This is a genomic window from Nocardioides eburneus (assembly GCF_040838215.1).
Lineage (GTDB): Bacteria > Actinomycetota > Actinomycetes > Propionibacteriales > Nocardioidaceae > Nocardioides > Nocardioides eburneus.
The window spans coordinates 1-17665 of the sequence record NZ_JBFPJR010000054.1; the positions used below are offsets into that span (position 1 = coordinate 1).

Consider the following 17665-nt stretch of genomic DNA (forward strand, 5'->3'; position numbering starts at 1 on the left):
GACTCCGCGGCGATCAGGTCGAGGAAGCACGCGAGGTTGCGCCTCTCCGTCCAGCGTACATACCCCGGGGGGTAATCCCGACCGTCCAGCTCGTAGGCGTCGTCGTAGCGGCCTGGACCGTAGGAACGGGAGAAGCGGACGTCCAGCTCCTTCTCGTAGTAGTCGTTCCACGGCAGGTCGAGGCGGGTCTTCCCGATGTCGACGACCCGGCCGCGGTCGCGGGCCAGCCGCACGGCCAGCTCGACCGGGCCGTTGGTGGGCCCCCCGGCGGCGAGGAAGACGACGTCGGCGCCGGCGACACCCGGGCCGACCGAGGCGAGCGCACGCTCGAGGCGGGCGGCGCCCTCGGCGTCCGGGCCGGCGGCGAGCAGGGCGCCGGCCTTCTCGGCGAGCCGGCAGCGGTCGGGCACGGTGTCGACGCCGACGACCCTGACGCCGGAGGCCACCAGGAGCCGGACGACCAGCTGGCCGACGAGGCCCAGCCCGATGACACAGGCAGTCTCGCCCAGCTGCATCTCGCCACGGCGTACGCCCTGCATGGCGATCGCCCCGACGGTGGCGAAGGCGGCGTGCTCGGGCGCGACCCCGTCGGGCACCGTGACGCACAGGTTGGTGGGGATCCAGTTGACCTCGGCGTGCAGGGCGAACTCGTTGCCGGCACAGGCGACCAGGTCGCCGACCGCGAACTCCGCCTGCTCCTGGGCGCCGGCGCCGACCTCCGTCACGATCCCGGCCAGCGAGTAGCCGAGCGGGGTATAGGAGTCGAGCTTGCCCATCGCCTTGCGGTACGCCGCCATCGGCCCCTGCTGGGCGACGGAGTCGAGCACCTTGCGTACCTGGTCGGGGCGGGCCTTCGCCTTGCCGACCAGGGAGAGCCGGGCCTCGGAGACCTTCATCAGCTCCGTGCCGGTGGAGATCAGTGAATAGAGCGAGCGGACGAGGACGCCGCCGGGGCGGCAGGCCGGCTCGGGGACGTCCAGGACGCTCAGCTCGCCGGTCTTGTAGTTCTGGGCCACGTGCTTCATCCGGTGACTCCTCGGGTGCGGATCTGGCGGTACCAGTGCTCGAGCGACAGCAACTGCCACAGCTGCTTGCTGGTGTCGCGACGGTTGGTGTGCTGGTCGGTGACGAGTCGGCTCACGGACTCCGCCCTCAGGAAGCCGGTGGACACCAGCTCGCCGCCGACCAGCACGTCATCGAGCTGCTCACGCAGGTCGTGGGAGACCCACGCCCGCAGCGGGGCGCCGAAGGACGCCTTCGGGCGGTCGACGATCTCGGCCGGCAGCCAGGCGCGCGCGGCGTCCTTGAGGGCGGCCTTCTGGGTCCGGCCGTGCACCTTGGCGCTGCTCGGCAGCGCGAACGCCGCCGCGAACACCTCGCGGTCGACGAACGGCACCCGGACCTCCGTGGAGGCGGCCATGCTCGCCCGGTCGGTGTAGCTCAGGTTGAGCCCCGGCATGAACAGCCGCGCGTCGGCCAGGCACATCCGGTTGACCAGCTCGCCGGGGGCGTCGAACCCGACCGGGCGGTCGTCGTACGTCGCGGCGTGCTCGGCGAGCAGCGCGTCGACGCTCGCGCCGAGGTCGGGATCGAGCAGCGCCCGCAGCTCGCCGGCGTCGTACAGGCTGTAGGAGCGGCGGAACGCCTCCTCCTCCGGCAGGTCGGCGAAGGAGCAGAACCGCTGGGCCCAGCGGACCGTGCGCAGGCCGCGGCCGCCGGCGGCGACCGGCAGCGCGTCGACACCGCGGCGCACGCCGCGGCGCAGGACGCGCGGCGTACGCCGGTAGCGCGCGGCGATCAGGCAGGCGAGGTGCTTGCGGTAGCCGCCGAAGAGCTCGTCGGCGCCCATCCCGGAGAGCAGGACCTTGACCCCGGCCTCTCGCGCGGCGTCGCACATGAGCAGCGTGTTGATCGCGGCCGGGTCGCCGATCGGCTCGTCGAGGATCTCCACCATCCGCGGCAGCAGCGCGGCGACGTCGGGCTGCAGCTCGATCTCGTGCAGCGTGAGGCCGAGGTGGGCGGCGAGCCGGCGGGCGTAGTGCGCGTCGTCCGGCATCGCCTCGAGGCGCTGGTCGGCCGCGCGGAAGGCGATCGTGTAGGCCTCGAGCGACGGGTCCTGCCGGTGCGCGAGCGCCGTGATGATGCTCGAGTCGAGGCCGCCGGAGAGGAACGTCGCCACCGGTACGTCGGCCACCAGGTGCGCCAGGACGGACTCCTCGACCACGGCGCGGAGGTCGGGGGCGGGGCCCGCGGCGGCCTTCGCCGCCTCGGCGACCGGGTCCCAGAAGGTGCCGCGGACGGTGCGGCCGTCGGCGTGGTGGGTCTCCCAGGTGCCGGCGGGCAACGGGCTGACGCCCTGGAGGGCGCAGCGGGTGGGCGGGACCCAGTAGTAGAGCGTCGAGGCCACCATCGTGGTCGGGTCGACCCTCAGCTCGTCGCCGAGCGCGGTCGCGAGCGCCTTGAGCTCGGAGGCGAAGACGACGCCGTCGCCGCGAGGCATGACGTAGAGCGGCTTGATGCCGAGTCCGTCGCGCGCCAGCGTGAGGGTCGCCGCCGCCTCGTCGTACACCGCGAGCGCGAACATCCCGCGGAAGCGGCGCAGCGCGTCCGTGCCCCACCGCCGCCAGGCGGCCAGCACGACCTCGGTGTCGGAGCTCGTCCGGAAGGTCACCCCGCGGCCCTCGAGCTCCCGGCGCAGCTCACGGAAGTTGTAGAGCTCGCCGTTGTAGACCAGCGTCAGACCGTCCCGGGCGAACGGCTGGTCCGCCCCCGCGGTCGGGTCGATGATCGAGAGCCGCCGGTGGCCGAGCACGGCCGCCGCGCGCGGCGTCACCAGCTCGACGAGCCCGCCCGCGTCCGGGCCCCGGTGGGCCAGCCGGTCGGTCATCGCCGCCACGACCCGCTTCCCGTCCTCCTGCTGGAAGGCGCCCGCCACTCCGCACATGTCAGGCCCGCCCGGTGATGCCGCAGAGGTGGTCGTAGACGGCGAGGTACGCCGGCGCCTGGTGCTCCCAGGCGAGCTGCTGCTCCACCCGCTCGCGCCCGCGCTTGCCCATGACGGCGCGGCCCTCCTCGTCGTCGACGAGCGCGGCGAGCGCCTCGGCGTACGCGACGACGGGGTCGGCCGCCCGCGGGTCCGCATAGACCGCGCAGTCGCCGGCGGAGACCCGGGTCTCGACGAGGTCGAAGGCGACGACGGGCAGGGCGAAGGCGAGGTACTCCATCGTCTTGTTCATCGTCGAGAGGTCGTTGAGCGGGTTGAGCGGGTCGGGGGAGAGGCCGACGTCGGCGGTGGACAGCGCGGTCGCGAGGTAGTCGTCGCTGACGCGTCCCGGCAGGTGGACGAACTCCTGCAGCCCGCGCCGGTCGCGCTCGGCGATGAGCTGCTCGTGGCAGTCGCCGGAGCCCATCAGCTCGAACGCGATGTCGGTGCGGCCGAGGGTGTGCACGAGGTGGTCCGCCGCCGCGAGGACGACGTCGACGCCGTCCTGGGGGCCCATCACGCCGACGTAGGCCGCCAGGTGGCGCCGGCCGCGGCGCAGCTCGGGGTCCGGGGCGACCGGACGCAGGCGCACCGGGTCGGGGCCGGTGCGGACGACGGTCACCCGCTCGGGCTGCTTGCCGCCCCGGGAGCGGGCGAGGGCGGCGTAGGACTCGTTGGTGGAGATCACGTGGTCGGCGGTGTGGAACGTGGCGCGCTCCAGCAGCTCGAGGCCGCGCAGGGCCAGGCCGCCGCGGCCGGGCCAGCGGGAGCGGAACAGCTCCGGGCACAGGTCGTGGTGGTCGAAGACGAACCGGGTGCCGTCGCGCCGCCACAGCCGCCGCGCGATGGCTGCGAAGATGTCCGGCGGGTTGCAGGCCTGCATGACCGCGAACCGTCCGGCCCGGCGGGCGCGGCGCACGAGCCGGTCGGTGGCGAGGAAGGACCAGGCGTACTCGAGGACGTAGCCGAGCGCCCCGCCACCGGGGGCGTACGGCGGATAGGCGTGCACGGTGATGCCGTCGATGACCGACCGGCCGCGCCGGGTGCCGTGGCCGGTCGGGCAGATCACGGTGACGTCGTAGCCGCCGTCGCGGAGGGTCTGCGCCTCCAGCCAGACCCGCCGGTCGAAGGGGACGGGGAGGTTCTGGACGACGATCAGGACGCGGGGGGTCATGGTCTCCACCCCGCTCACCAGGCCACGCCGGCATAGCCGGAGAGCCGCTCGACGTCCTTGCCCAGCCGGCCGACGAGGTCGATGACGTGCGCCGGCGATGCCGCCAGGAGGGCGCTGACCGCGGCCGGCTCGGTCGAGGATACGACCGCGACCTCGGCGCAGGCGAGCGCCTCCTGGGGCGTCGCGGCCAGGATCGCGCTCAGGTGCGGGAGCCGCTGCCGGACGTGCTCGAGGTTGGCGCCGACGAGGCGCTCGGGGTTGATGATCGGGTCCCAGATCCGGACGTCGAAGCCCTTGCCGATCAGCCGCTCGGCGACCTCGACGTACGGGCTCTCGCGCAGGTCGTCGGTGTCCGGCTTGAAGCTCAGGCCGAGCAGCGCCACCGACCGGGCGCCGGTCTCGATGACCTGCTCCACGACGTCGCGGACGACCAGGTCGTTGGTCAGCGCTGTCCCGGCCAGCAGTGGGGCGTCGACGCCGCTCGTGCGGGCGAGGTACTGCAGCGAGCGCAGGTCCTTGGGCAGGCAGCTGCCGCCGTACGCGAAACCGGGGCGCAGGTAGGCCGGCGAGATGTTGAGCTTGGCGTCGGCGACGAAGACCTCCATCACCTCGCGGCTGTCGACGCCGTACCCGCGGAAGACCCGGGCGAGCTCGTTGGCGAAGGAGACCTTGGTCGCGTGGAAGGCGTTGCAGGCGTACTTCAGCGCCTCGGCGGTCGGCACGCTCACCTGGTGGATCGCCGCGTCCGCGAACGTGAAGAGCTCCTCGAGCTGGGCGCGGGTGCGCAGGTCGTCGGTGCCGATGACGACGTACGGCGGCTCCAGGAAGTCGCTGACCGCGCAGCCCTCCCGCAGGAACTCCGGCACCATCGCCGTCCCGACGCTCCAGCCGCTGATCTCGGCCGCGAACACCGGGGCGACCCGCTGGGCGCCGGTGCCGGGCGGCACCGTGGAGCGGATGACCACCGAGTGGTGGCCCGAGCGCGGTGGCGAGACCGTCCACATCACCGCGCGGATGTCGGCGAGCACCCGGTCGAGGTAGGCGAGCTCGGTCTGGCCGTGCTGGCCCGACGGCGTGCCGACGCAGATGAGCGAGACGTCGGCCTGGTGGAGGGCGGACGCGGCGGACGTCGTCGCCCACAGCCGGCCCTCGCGCACCCCCTCCGCGACGAGCTCCTCCAGGTCGGGCTCGACGACCGGGCTGCGGCCCTCGCTGAGCGTGGTGACCTTCCCGCGGTCGACGTCGACACCGACGACCTCGTGGCCGCACGCCGCGAGCCCCGCGGCGGTGACCGTTCCGACGTACCCGAGCCCGAAGACAGCGACCTTCATGTCCACGTCCCCCCACTTCCGATGTGTCCAGCCGATGTGTCCGGCCGATGTGACGGCCGATGTGTCCGGTGTGTCCGTTGCGGCCTCCAACCTCGCCTCGCCGCCGGGGCTCTTCGCGGTGTCTGGCGGAGCGATCCCCGGAATTGGGGAGTGGGCTCGGCGGCTAGGGTGTGCGCCGTGACCTTCGACCCGGGAACTCCGTCCGCCGACGTCCTCGCTGACGACCACCTGCTCTCCGCCTGGCTGGCCGACGCCGCCGGGAAGCGGCTGCTCGAGGTCCGTGAGGAGGGCCTCGAGGGCAAGGCGCTCAAGGACGCCGGCGACCTCGCGGCCCACACGCTGCTGATGGATCTCGTCGCGACCTACCGTCCCGAGGACGGCGTGCTGTCCGAGGAGGGCAAGGACTCCAAGGAGCGTCTCGGCAAGGACCGGGTCTGGATCATCGACCCGCTCGACGGGACCCGCGAGTTCTCCGAGCCGCCGCGCGACGACTGGGCCGTCCACGTCGCCCTCTGGGAGTCGGTGGACGGCGGTCGGCTGACGGCCGGCGCGGTCGCCCAGCCGGCGCTGGGCGAGGTCTTCCACACCGGCCACCCGCCCGTCGTGCCCCCGCGCGACCCGGACGCCCGGCCTCGCATCGCGGTCTCCCGGAGCCGTCCGCCGGCGTTCGTGGAGGCGCTCGCCGAGGAGCTCGGCGCCGAGCTCGTCCCGATGGGCTCCGCGGGGGTCAAGGTCATCTCGGTCGCCCGTGACGTGACCGATGCCTACGTGCACGCCGGCGGGCAATACGAGTGGGACTCCGCCGCTCCCGTCGCCGTCGCCGCGGCCGCGGGGTTGTTCACCTCACGCGTCGACGGTTCGCCGCTGCGCTACAACCAGGACGACGTCTACCTGCCCGACCTCATCGTCTGCCGGCCCGAGCTCGCCGAGCGCATCGTCGCGTTCGTCAAGGAGCACGGCATCGCCTGAACGCCGGCTCGAGCGTGAGGCCGGTCGTCGGCTCAGGCGCGGCCGATGACGCCGCGCGCGGCGAGGTCCTCGAGCGTCGCGTCGTCGTACCCGACCTCGCGGAGGACCTCGTCGGTGTGCTCGCCGAGGTCGGGGACCGGTCCCATCGGGAGCTCGACGTCGCCGAAGGTCATCGGGGGGAGCAGCCCCTCGATGGGGCCGACCGGGGTGTCGACCTTGCGCCACCGCTCGCGGGCCGCGAGCTGCGGATGGTCGACGACGCCCTGGAGGTCGTTGACCTGGGCGGCGGGGACGCCGGCGGCGGCCAGCCGCTCCTCGAGGTCCGCGGTGGCGAACCGCCGGGTCTCGCGCGCGACCGCCTCGTCGCACTCGGCCCGGTGGGCGACCCGGAGGACGTTGGTCGCCAGGTGGGGATGGTCGACGAGGTCGGGGCGGCCGAGGACGTCGGCCATCAGCGCGCGCCAGCCGCGGTCGTTCTGGACGCCGATCAGGATCTCGCCGTCGGCGGTCGGATAGGCGTCGTAGGGCGCGATCGAGGCGTGTGAGAGACCCATCCGGGCGACCTGCTTGCCGCCGTACAGGCGCATGTAGAGCTGGTGGCCGAGCCACTCGACGGTGGCGTCGAACATCGCCACCTCGATCGCCCCGCCGCGGCCGGTCCGCTCCCGGCGGAAGAGCGCGGCGAGGACCGCCTGGCTGACATAGACGCCGGCGGCGATGTCCGAGGTCGGGATGCCGGTCTTGGCCGCGGCGTCGGGCGTGCCCGTCACCGAGACGAGCCCGGCCTCCGCCTGGATGAGCATGTCGTAGGCCTTCCGGTCGCGGAGCGGCCCGGACGAGCCGTAGCCGGTGATGCTCGCGATCACGAGTCGCGGGTACGCCGCCGCCAGCTCCTCCGGGCCGAGGCCGAGCCGCTCGGCGGCGCCCGGCGCGGAGTTCTGCACGAAGACGTCGGCGGAGGCGACCAGGCGCCGGGCGGCGTCGCGTCCCTCGGCGCTCTTGAGGTCGAGCGCCACCGACTGCTTCCCGCGGTTGAGCCACACGAAGTGGCTCGCCAGGCCGCGCACCTCGCCGTCGTAGTGCCGCGCGAAGTCACCCTCGCCGACCCGTTCCAGCTTGATCACCCGCGCGCCCAGGTCGGCGAGGTGGCGCGTGGCGATCGGGGCGGCCACCGCCTGCTCCAGCGAGACCACGGTGATGCCGTCGAGGGGAAGCAGTCCGGACTCGGGTGTGATGGCCGTCATAGCAGCAGCATCGACGTGGCGGGGCCGGGTCGTCCAATACCGAGTGGTGCAGCGACCGTTCGTCGCTGCCTATGCCGTGGCCGGGGCCGCAACGCAGGATCGGGTGATGAGGTTAGGCTCGCCTATGTGACCCCACCTCCTGCTCGCCCCGCCAAGCCCGAGACGCCGCTCGTCGTGACCGCCGCCGAGCGGCTGACGCCCGGAATGGTCCGGCTCCGGTTCCGCTCCGACGACCTGGGTGCCTTCGACGGCAGCGTCTTCACCGACCGCTATGTCAAGCTCGCCTTCGAGACCCCCGACGGCCCGGTGCTGCGGACCTACACGGCCCTCGAGCCCGACCTCGAGCGCGGCACCCTGACGATCGACTTCGTCGTGCACGGCACCGAGGGCGTCGCCGGTCCGTGGGCCGCGCAGGCGCAGCCCGGTGACACGATCGTGGCGCGCGGCCCCGGCGGCGCCTATGCCCCCGACCCCGCCGCGGACTGGCACCTGCTCGCCGGCGACGAGTCCGCCCTGCCGGCCATCCGCGCCGCGCTCGCGGCGCTCCCGGCACAGGCCGTCGGTCACGTCGTCGTCGAGATCGCCGGCGTCGGTCATGAACAGCCGCTCGACGCCCCGGCCGGGGTGGAGGTGACCTGGCTGCAGGGCGGCACCACCACCCATCAGGCGGCCGAGGACGCCTACGGCCACGAGCCGGCGCTGGCCGCCGCCGTACGCGCGCTGCCGTGGCGCGCGGGCCGCGTGCACGCCTTCGTCCACGGCGAGGCACAGGCCGTCATGCACGGCATCCGGCCCTACCTGCTCAAGGAGCGCGGCGTGCCGCGCGAGGACGTGTCGATCTCCGGCTACTGGCGCCGAGGGCGCACCGAGGAGGGCTTCCGCGCCTGGAAGCGTGACCTCGCCGCCGCCGAGACGACAGCCTCGTGAGTGCCGGCGCGGGCCTCAGCGGCCGGTGGAGGAGAAGTGTTGGAAGTCCTTCAGCGAGTGCCAGTCGCCGCCCCAGCCCCAGCCGATCCGCGCGAACGCCCGGGTGACGACGTCGCCGGGATGGATGACGCCGGGCGCGCGGCGTGAGCGGTCGAGGTACGCCGACGCCAGCTCCGGCAGGACCCGGTCGCCCTTGAGGTAGGGGTTCTGGAACGGGTCGACGTCGATCGCCAGCCCGTAGGCGTGCTGGGAGAAGCCTGACGTCTGGCCGGTGCTGGGTCGGCAGACGAACGACTCCGTGTCGTTGCCGTCGCCGGTGGGGTCCCGCTCGAGCTCCGCCTTCGTGGTGATCCGCATCTGCTCGATCGGCCAGCGGGCGTCGTACAACGTGCGGAAGACGGACACCACGTCGTCCGCGACGGCCCGGTTGACCAGCAGCTCGCCGGTGTGGCGTCGGTCGTCGAAGCCCCAGAACGTCAGCCGCACCCAGGCGAGCTCGTCGCGCGAGACCGGGCAGCCGGGCACCCAGGTGGAGCGTGCGAGCACCGCCGTCGGCGCGGTCCGCACGCGGCTGGCGAAGCCCATGCCCGGCAGCATCGGCAGCGTGTCGGGGAGCGTGAACCGGCGGTGGCGTAGGGCGGCGGGCGTGGGGCGTACGACGCCGTACCCGTCCGCCGCGCGGGGCAGCGGCCGCGTCCCCAGCCAGCTCGGCGGGACGGTCCCCGCTGCTGGGCTGCTCGTCCTCGGGCTGCTCGGTGCTGGGCTGCCCGGTGCTGGTGTCTGCGGTGAACGCGTCGCAGACGGCCGCGACGTCCGCGAGGGCGCGGTCTGCACACCCCCGCAGGCCGTCAGGACCGACAGGACGACCAGCAGGACGGTGAGCCAGCGGACGGGACGTCTCACTCGGCTCCGGCCCCGGCCCCGGCGTCGACGTCGAGCACGCCGTCGAGTCCTCCGAGGGCGGCGGCGAGCTCGGGGAGCGACCCGCGCCCCTGCACCTCGATCCACAGGCGTACGACGCCGGCCCGGTGGTGCTCGTCGGGACCGGCGTGCTGGGTGCTGAGATGGCTGACGACGAAGCCCCGCGTCGTGCACTCGGCGACGACCAGGCGCAGGACGCCCTGGCCGTCGCGGTAGTCCAACCATAGGCCCGACGGCGAGAGCCGGGAGCCGGGGAGGCGGCGAACCAGCGCGGTGTAGCCCGGCACGGCGACGAAGTAGAGGACCGTGGTGCCGACGGCGAGCACCGGCAGGCCGCCGCCGGCGGCCGACCCGATGGCGGCGGTGAGCCAGACCGCCGCCGCAGTGGTCAGTCCGGAGACCACGTCGCGGCGGACGAAGATGAGCCCGCCGCCGATGAAGCCGATGCCGCTGACGATCTGGGCCGCGACGCGCGAGGGGTCGAGGACGACGCCGTCGCCGAGCACGTCGGTGAAGGCGTACTTCGACACCAGCATGAAGAGCGCTGCGCCCACCCCGACCAGCGTGTGGGTGCGCAGCCCGGCGGCCTTCTGCCGCAGTTCGCGCTCGAGCCCGATGCAGGTGGAGAGCACGAAGGCGAGGCCGAGCTCGCCGAGCTGGGTCCAGCCCTGGCCGGTCGGTTCACCGAGTGCGAGCGCGTGCATCCGGTCCAGCCTAGCGACGCCCGGCGCCGGCACGGGGAGCGTCGGAGGCTGTCGGTGCGCGGACGTAGACTCGCTTCCACACCCCCGGTTCGTCCTCGAACGGGGGCGCTCGTGTTGTGCGCCGCACCCTTCTTCACGCCCTTCTTCACCCCCGGAGTCATCTGTGCAGCTCTCCGCCCTCGCCGACAAGGTCCTCGCCGAGCCGACGCTCGCCGAGGTCGTCAAGGACGCCGCCGGCGGGCGGGTGCTCGCGCTCGACGTGACCGGACCCGAGGCGCTGCGGCCGTTCCTCGTCACCGGGCTGGTCCGCCAGCAGCGCACGGTGCTGGCCGTCACCGCGACCAGCCGGGAGGCCGAGGACCTCGTCTCCGACCTGCGCGACCTCCTCGAGCCCGACAGCGTGGCCTACTACCCGAGCTGGGAGACCCTCCCGCACGAACGTCTCAGCCCCCGCAGCGACACGGTCGGGCGCCGGCTCGCCGTGCTGCGCCGGCTGGCCCACCCGTCGGCCGGTGACGCCGCCCACGGGCCGCTCCGGGTCGTCGTGGCTCCGGTCCGCAGCGTGCTGCAGCCGCAGGTCAAGGGGCTCGGCGACCTCGAGCCCGTGGAGCTGGTCCCCGGCCAGGAGGCGTCCCTGGACGACGTCGTACGCCGCCTGGCGGATGCGGCCTACAGCCGGGTCGACCTGGTGGAGAAGCGCGGCGAGTTCGCCGTGCGCGGCGGCATCGTCGACGTCTTCCCGCCCACCGAGGAGCATCCGCTCCGGGTGGAGTTCTGGGGCGACGAGGTCGACGAGATCCGGCGCTTCGCGGTCGCCGACCAGCGCGCGCTCGACCCCGTCCAGGGTGGGAAGGCCGACCGGCTCTGGGCGCCGCCGTGCCGCGAGCTGCTGCTCACCGACGAGGTGCGGGCGCGGGCGAAGCGGCTCGGCGAGGAGCACCCCACCCTGATCGAGCTCACCGACAAGATCGCCGCCGGCATCGCCGTTGAGGGCATGGAGTCCCTCGCCCCGGTGCTGGTCGACGAGATGGAGCTGCTCGTCGACCTCATGCCCGAGGAGACCCACGTCCTCGTGCTCGATCCCGAGCGCGTGCGCCGGCGCGCCCACGATCTGGTGGCCACGAGCGAGGAGTTCCTCGGGGCGAGCTGGGCCGCCGCGGCGGGCGGGGGAGAGGCCCCGATCGACCTGGGCGCCGCCTCCTACCGCGAGCTCGGCGACGTCCGCGCCCACGCGATCGCGATCGGTCGCCCCTGGTGGTCGGTCAGCCCGTTCGGCATCGAGGAGGAGAACGCCGAGTCGGCGTCCATGCACGCCGACTCGGCGACGCTTGATGCGGATGTGGTGGGTGTTCCGACCCGCAAGGTGCCGATGCAGCCGGCCCACGCCTACCGCGGCGACGTCGAGGCGGCGATCAAGGACCTCGGCCGCTGGGTCGAGGACGGCTTCCGTGCCGTCGTGGTCCAGCCCGCCCACGGCCCGGCGCAGCGCACCGTCGAGGTGCTCGGCGAGCACGACGTGCCCGCCCGGCTCGCCGACCCCACCGACCCCGAGACCGGCAAGCCGCGCCACCAGGTGGTCACCGTCGTCCAGGCGTGCCTCAACCACGGCTTCGTCGACGAGCCGAGCCGGCTCGTCGTCCTCACGGGCGAGGACATCTCCGGCCAGAAGTCGTCCACGCGCGACATGCAGCGGATGCCGGCGCGCCGCAAGCGCCAGATCGATCCGCTCGAGCTCAAGCCGGGCGACTACGTCGTCCACGAGCAGCACGGCGTGGGTCGCTTCGTGGAGATGAAGCAGCGCGAGGTCGGCGGTGCGACGCGGGAATACCTCGTGCTGGAGTACGGCGCCAGCAAACGCGGCGGACCGGCTGACCGGCTCTACGTCCCGGCCGACGCGCTCGACCAGGTCACGAGGTACGTCGGCGGCGAGCAGCCCAGCCTCGACCGGCTGGGCGGCGCCGACTGGCAGAAGCGCAAGTCGCGCGCCCGCAAGGCGGTCAAGGAGATCGCCGCCGAGCTGATCAAGCTCTATGCCGCGCGCCAGGCGACGAAGGGCTACCAGTTCGGCCCCGACACGCCGTGGCAGCGCGAGCTCGAGGACGCCTTCCCCTTCCAGGAGACGGTCGACCAGCTGACCACCGTCGACGAGGTCAAGAGCGACATGATGAGGCCGGTGCCGATGGACCGGCTGATCTGCGGCGACGTGGGCTATGGCAAGACCGAGATCGCCGTGCGCGCGGCGTTCAAGGCGATCCAGGACGGCAAGCAGGTGGCGCTCCTCGTGCCGACGACGCTCCTGGTCCAGCAGCACTCGACGACCTTCATCGAGCGCATGTCGGGCTTCCCGGTGACCATCCGGTCGCTGTCCCGCTTCCAGACCGACAAGGAGGCGAAGGAGGTCATGGCCGGGCTGGCCGACGGCTCGGTCGACATCGTGGTCGGCACGCACCGGCTCTTCAACAGCGACATCCGGTTCAAGGACCTCGGCCTCATCATCGTCGACGAGGAGCAGCGCTTCGGCGTCGAGCACAAGGAGGCCATGAAACGCCTGCGCACCAGCGTCGACTTCCTCTCCATGTCCGCGACGCCGATCCCGCGCACCCTGGAGATGTCGATCACCGGCATCCGCGAGATGTCGACGATCACCACCCCGCCGGAGGAGCGCCACCCGGTGCTCACCTACGTCGGGGCCTACGAGGACCGCCAGGTCATCGCCGCCGTACGCCGCGAGCTGCTGCGCGAGGGCCAGGTCTTCTACATCCACAACCGCGTGCAGTCGATCGAGAAGGCGGCGGCCAAGATCCGCGAGCTGGTGCCGGAGGCGCGCGTCGCCACCGCGCACGGGCAGATGAACGAGAAGCAGCTCGAGCAGGTCATGCTCGACTTCTGGGAGAAGCGCTTCGACGTCCTCGTGTGTACGACGCTCGTCGAGTCCGGCCTCGACGTCTCCAACGCCAACACGATGATCATCGAGCGCGCCGACACCCTCGGCCTCAGCCAGCTCCACCAGCTGCGCGGCCGTGTCGGCCGGTCCCGGGAGCGGGCCTACGCCTACTTCCTCTATCCGGCCGAGAAGCCGCTCACCGAGACCGCCCACGAGCGGCTCGCGACCCTGGCGCAGCACTCCGACCTCGGCGGCGGCATGGCCATCGCGATGAAGGACCTCGAGATCCGCGGCGCCGGCAACCTGCTCGGCGGCGAACAGTCCGGCCACATCGCGGACGTCGGCTTCGACCTCTACGTCCGGCTCGTCGGCGAGGCCGTCGACGAGTTCAAGCGGGGCCCCGACGGTGGCCCCGAGGAGCTCGGCGAGGTCCGCATCGAGCTGCCCGTGGACGCCCACCTGCCGCACGACTACATCCCCTCCGAGCGGCTCCGCCTCGAGATGTACAAGCGGCTCGCCGAGGTCCGCTCCGACGCCGACGTGGACGCGATCAACGAGGACCTCGTCGACCGCTACGGCCCGCCGCCGCAGGAGGTGCAGAGCCTGCTCCTGGTCGCCCGGTTCCGTGCGCGAGCGCGGGCCGCCGGCGTCAAGGAGGTGACGATCGCCGGCAAGAACGTCCGATTCTTCCCGGTGCAGCTGCCCGACTCCCGCGTCGTACGCCTGCAGCGGCTCTATCCCAAGTCGCTGGTCAAGGCCCAGCTCGACACCATCCTCGTGCCTCGGCCGGTCTCCTCCGGCTTCCCGGCCAAGCCGCTCGACGGCATCGCGCTGCTCGAGTGGGCGGCGCAGGTCATCGACGCGGTCATCGCCCCGAAGGACGCCTGACCGCCGCGGATCACGGGGGCGGCCGGCGCAGGCCGAGGAAGACATTGCCCACCGGGCCCAGCGTCAGTCCGTCCATCGGTCCATGGTCTCGCACATGGCGCGCGGCGTCGCTCTGGCAGGATCGACCCATGACGATGGAGGCGTTCGGAGAGGAGTCGTTCGGGGACGAGCCGCGGTGGGAGTCCGCGCCGGCCTGGCTCTCCGAGGGCGACCTCGCCGCGACCCGCGGCCGCGTGCCGATCCTCTATGTCGAGGCGGTCCCGGTCCGGGTCGACCCCGACGGCCGCGTGAGGGAAGTCGGACTGCTGCTGCGCGGCTCACCCACGACGGGGACGATCACCCGCTCGCTCGTGTCGGGGCGGGTGCTCCACGGCGAGCGGATCCGCGACGCGCTCATGCGCAACCTGGAGAAGGACCTCGGTCCCACCGCGTTCCCGGTGTTGCCGCTCTCGACGGTCCCCGCCGCGGTGGCGGAATACTTCCCCTGGCCCGGCGAGGGGCTCCACGACCCGCGCCAGCACGCCGTCGCCCTGGCCTACGTCGTCCCCGTGTCCGGCGAGTGCCAGCCGCGCCAGGACGCGCTCGAGCTCACGTGGATGAGCCCCGCGGAGGCGGTCGCGGACTCTGTCGCGGCCGAGATGGAGGGCGGACGCGGCGCGCTCCTGCGCCAGCTCCTCCACCACGCGGGCGCGCTGGGCTGACCATGGCCGACAGCGACCGTCGTACGCCGGACCCCGACGCGCCGGGACGGTCGGCGGCCGCGTCGGGGGAGGGCCTCGTCGAGTTCCTCGCCATGATGCGGCTGATGCGGGAGCGGTGCGCCTGGAAGGCCTCGCAGACCCACGGCTCGCTCGCGAAGCACCTCCGGGAGGAGTCCGAGGAGGTGCTCGAGGCGATCGAGGAGGGTGAGCGCACCCACGACTGGGAGCACCTCAAGGAGGAGCTCGGCGACCTGCTGCTGCAGGTCTACTTCCACGCGGCCGTCGCGGAGGAGGCGGGCGAGTTCACCATGGACGACGTCATCGCCGGGCTCGCCGACAAGATGCGCCGCCGCAACCCGCACGTCTTCGGCCCCGAGGCCGACGAGGTCTGGGCGTCGGGCCACCGCTACACGATCGAGGAGATCGAGGAGCTCTGGCAGTCCGCGAAGGCCGCCGAGCGCCGTACACCCTGACCGGTCCAGCTCGGCGCAGCCACTGCGGCGTGACCCGCCCTGCAGGCCAAAGTGTCACGGTGACAGTTGGCGGCGCGCGTGACACTTCGGATGTGTCACTTTGCGGCCAAAGTGTCACCGTGACAGATGCGGTCAGCACGCTATCCACAGGCGCGGCCTACGACGGATGCGGAGCAGCTCGATCGCGTCGATGCTGACGGCATGACCGAATCCGACGACCCGCGCGACTCGCTCGTCTCGTCCCGTGTCCGGCGCCTCGAGGGCGGTGAGCCGCCACATCGCGATCCCGCGCTCACCCGGGTGCGCCGCGGCTACTTTCGCCCGGCGGACGTGAAGCTCTCCATCTCGCAGGCGCACCGTCTGCGGATCTTCGCGACGGCTGATGCGCGCGCCACTGAGCTGATCTTCACCCACGCCTCGGCGGCAGCGCTGTGGGGCGCTCCACAGCTGGCGGCAGACCTCTCCGATGTTCATGTCACGCAGCCGGGCCGGGCCCGGCGTACGACGGCGGGCGTTCGCGTGCATCGCGCGGCGATCCCGGATGAGCACGTCATCACCCTGGCCAACGGACTCCTGGTGGCGTCCCGCGCCTGGGCCGCCGTCCAGATTGCCGCCAGTGGTTCTCTGCCCGGCGTCCTGCTGCCGCTCGACCACCTTGTCCGTGAGATCGCGGCCGAGCGGGGGCAGAACCACGATGAGGTCATCGAGTCGCTCGTCGGGCTCGTCCCGCGGGGGTCGAAGGGCCGCGCTCGCGCGGAGCGTCACCTGAGATTCGCGGATGCTCGTTCCGGATCGGCCGGCGAGTCGCTCAGCCGGGGCCAGATGCGACTGCTGGAGGTGCCCATGCCTGACCTGCAGGTGCGGTTCCCGCGTGGCGACCAGCCCGGTGACGATGTCGTGGACTTCGACTGGCCAGCGCTGGACACGTTCGGTGAGTTCGACGGCGAGGCGAAGTACTTCGCTGCCGAGTTCACGCAAGGCCGGTCGGCGGCTGAGGTCCTCTGGGACGAGAAGTCTCGGGAGGACCGGATCCGGCGTCACCGCCCGCGTGGCGTGCGGTGGGGCTGGAAGGACGCGTTATCGCGTCACCGGCTCGCCCGGATCCTCGCGGCGGCCGGCATCGTGCCGTTGCGTCGTACGTGTGAGTGACCACGCGGAGCCGATGCGGCTGCAGACCTCGACGGCCCCGCGGACCAAAGTGTCACCGTGACAGTTGCGGGGTTGGGTGACAGTTCAGAGCTGTCACTCCGCGCCAGAACTGTCACGGTGACACTTTGGGTCTCTGTGCGGGTCGCTGTGCGGGGCCCCCGACGCCGACTCGGAGGGCTCAGGCCCAGGCGACGGCGGTCTCGACCTCGACGCGCGGCAGCCGGTCGAACCAGGGGCTCTCGCCCGGGTGGCCGATGTTGACGACCATGAGGGTGGTCCAGTCGCCCTCGGGGAAGAATTCCTTGTCGATGCCGTCCTTGTCGTAGCCGGCCATCGGGCCCGCGGCGAGACCGGCGGCGCGGGTCGCGAGGATGAACGCACCGGCCTGCAGCGCGGCAGAGAAGTGGCCGGCGCCGTGGCGGGCGTCCTCGTCGGCCGCGAAGTAGTCCTTCATCTCCGGCTTGATCGGGAAGACGGTCGGGATCTGCTCGTGCCAGTTCTTGTCGTAGGCGATGATCGCGGTCGCGGGCGCGGCGGCGGTCTTGGCTTGGTTGCCCTCGGCCATGTGCTTGAGCAGCCGCTCCTTGCCCTCGGGCGTGCGCACGAAGACGACGCGCATCGGCTGGGTGTTCGCCATGGTGGGCGTCCAGCGGGTGAGCTCCCAGATGTCGGCGAGCTCCTCGTCGGAGACCGGGGTGTCGGCGAAGGTGTTGGACGTGCGGGCGCCGGTGAAGACGATCTGGCGGCCGCGCTCGTCGAGCTTCTCGAGGGAGATGGTGTCGGTCATACTGCTCGCAACTCCTGGGTGGCTAGGGATATTCCCGCTGCTTCTGAAATCAGAGTAACACCCGATTCCGTGGCGAGACGGGGTAGTGTTGCTCACATGAGCACGTCCGAGATCGTCCACGAGCCCAAGGCCTGCAACGCGGCGCTGGCCCGCGCGTTCGGCTTCCTGGGCAAGCGCTGGAACGGCGTCCTTCTCGGCACGCTCACGACCGGCCCGATGGGCTTCGCCGAGCTCAAGCGGGCGGTCCACGGCATCAGCGACTCGATGCTCTCCGAGCGGCTCGCCGAGCTGGGGGCCGCGGATCTCGTCGTACGCCGCGTGGACGCCGGTCCTCCGGTGTCGGTGCACTACGAGCTGACCGAGTCGGGCCAGGCTCTCCTGCCCGCGCTCGAGGCGCTCACGACCTGGGCGGAGAACAACCTGCCCGCGCAGGGCTGCGCCGAGGTGCGACCCGAGGCGTGACCCGCGGCTGATCCGGATGCCGGCGGGGCACTAGGCTGCTGCGGCACTCGTCTTCACCACCCACCTTC

General features: G+C 72.5%; 15 protein-coding genes. 7 read left to right on the forward strand and 8 right to left on the reverse strand.

Going from position 1 to position 17665, the window contains the following annotated elements:
• The 4 genes from AB3X52_RS18740 to AB3X52_RS18755 all read right to left on the reverse strand — a co-directional run.
• The coding region (locus tag AB3X52_RS18740) for a zinc-dependent alcohol dehydrogenase (RefSeq protein WP_367995627.1) at positions 1-1025 on the reverse strand (1025 nt) is incomplete at its 3' end.
• Positions 1022-2944, reverse strand: a complete 1923-nt coding sequence (gene asnB, locus AB3X52_RS18745) for an asparagine synthase (glutamine-hydrolyzing) (RefSeq protein ID WP_367995628.1) — start codon at positions 2942-2944, stop codon at positions 1022-1024. The genes asnB and AB3X52_RS18740, both read right to left, overlap by 4 nt.
• A gap of 1 nt (position 2945) precedes the next feature.
• Positions 2946-4157 (reverse strand): glycosyltransferase family 4 protein, encoded by a 1212-nt coding sequence (locus AB3X52_RS18750; RefSeq protein WP_367995629.1) that lies wholly within the window; start codon positions 4155-4157, stop codon positions 2946-2948.
• Positions 4158-4171: 14 nt separating this feature from the next.
• A complete protein-coding gene (locus tag AB3X52_RS18755; RefSeq protein WP_367995630.1) occupies positions 4172-5488 on the reverse strand; it encodes a nucleotide sugar dehydrogenase in 1317 nt (438 codons plus the stop codon).
• 177 nt (positions 5489-5665) lie between these two features.
• Here AB3X52_RS18755 and AB3X52_RS18760 point away from each other — a divergent pair, with 177 nt between their 5' ends.
• Positions 5666-6457 (forward strand): 3'(2'),5'-bisphosphate nucleotidase CysQ, encoded by a 792-nt coding sequence (locus tag AB3X52_RS18760; RefSeq protein ID WP_367995631.1) that lies wholly within the window; start codon positions 5666-5668, stop codon positions 6455-6457.
• 32 nt (positions 6458-6489) lie between these two features.
• Here the strand turns inward: AB3X52_RS18760 and AB3X52_RS18765 are convergent, their stop codons facing one another.
• Entirely contained in the window at positions 6490-7701 is a 1212-nt protein-coding gene (locus AB3X52_RS18765; RefSeq protein ID WP_367995632.1) for a CaiB/BaiF CoA transferase family protein, read from the reverse strand.
• Positions 7702-7827: 126 nt separating this feature from the next.
• Here AB3X52_RS18765 and AB3X52_RS18770 point away from each other — a divergent pair, with 126 nt between their 5' ends.
• Entirely contained in the window at positions 7828-8628 is an 801-nt protein-coding gene (locus tag AB3X52_RS18770; protein ID WP_367995633.1) for a siderophore-interacting protein, read from the forward strand.
• Positions 8629-8643: 15 nt separating this feature from the next.
• Here the strand turns inward: AB3X52_RS18770 and AB3X52_RS18775 are convergent, their stop codons facing one another.
• Positions 8644-9531: a M15 family metallopeptidase gene (locus AB3X52_RS18775; protein ID WP_367995634.1), complete on the reverse strand. Its 888-nt coding sequence runs from the start codon at positions 9529-9531 to the stop codon at positions 8644-8646.
• Positions 9528-10253, reverse strand: a complete 726-nt coding sequence (locus tag AB3X52_RS18780; protein WP_367995635.1) for an MgtC/SapB family protein — start codon at positions 10251-10253, stop codon at positions 9528-9530. The genes AB3X52_RS18775 and AB3X52_RS18780 overlap by 4 nt, the downstream gene beginning before the upstream one ends.
• A 163-nt stretch (positions 10254-10416) precedes the next feature.
• Here AB3X52_RS18780 and mfd point away from each other — a divergent pair, with 163 nt between their 5' ends.
• The 4 genes from mfd to AB3X52_RS18800 all read left to right on the forward strand — a co-directional run bounded on the left by mfd (position 10417) and on the right by AB3X52_RS18800 (position 16348).
• Complete coding sequence (mfd, locus tag AB3X52_RS18785; protein WP_367995636.1) at positions 10417-14025, forward strand: transcription-repair coupling factor; 3609 nt, start codon at positions 10417-10419, stop codon at positions 14023-14025.
• A gap of 128 nt (positions 14026-14153) precedes the next feature.
• Positions 14154-14726, forward strand: a complete 573-nt coding sequence (locus tag AB3X52_RS18790; RefSeq protein WP_367995637.1) for a DUF4916 domain-containing protein — start codon at positions 14154-14156, stop codon at positions 14724-14726.
• 2 nt (positions 14727-14728) lie between these two features.
• On the forward strand, positions 14729-15199 hold the full coding sequence (locus tag AB3X52_RS18795) for a MazG nucleotide pyrophosphohydrolase domain-containing protein (RefSeq protein WP_367995638.1): 471 nt from the start codon (positions 14729-14731) through the stop codon (positions 15197-15199).
• Between the two features lie 201 nt (positions 15200-15400).
• Positions 15401-16348: a hypothetical protein gene (locus AB3X52_RS18800; protein WP_367995639.1), complete on the forward strand. Its 948-nt coding sequence runs from the start codon at positions 15401-15403 to the stop codon at positions 16346-16348.
• A gap of 178 nt (positions 16349-16526) precedes the next feature.
• Here the strand turns inward: AB3X52_RS18800 and AB3X52_RS18805 are convergent, their stop codons facing one another.
• Entirely contained in the window at positions 16527-17135 is a 609-nt protein-coding gene (locus tag AB3X52_RS18805; protein WP_367995640.1) for a malonic semialdehyde reductase, read from the reverse strand.
• Positions 17136-17231: 96 nt separating this feature from the next.
• Between AB3X52_RS18805 and AB3X52_RS18810 the strand changes: the two genes are divergently transcribed.
• On the forward strand, positions 17232-17597 hold the full coding sequence (locus tag AB3X52_RS18810; RefSeq protein ID WP_367995641.1) for a winged helix-turn-helix transcriptional regulator: 366 nt from the start codon (positions 17232-17234) through the stop codon (positions 17595-17597).
• Positions 17598-17665: the final 68 nt, after the last annotated feature.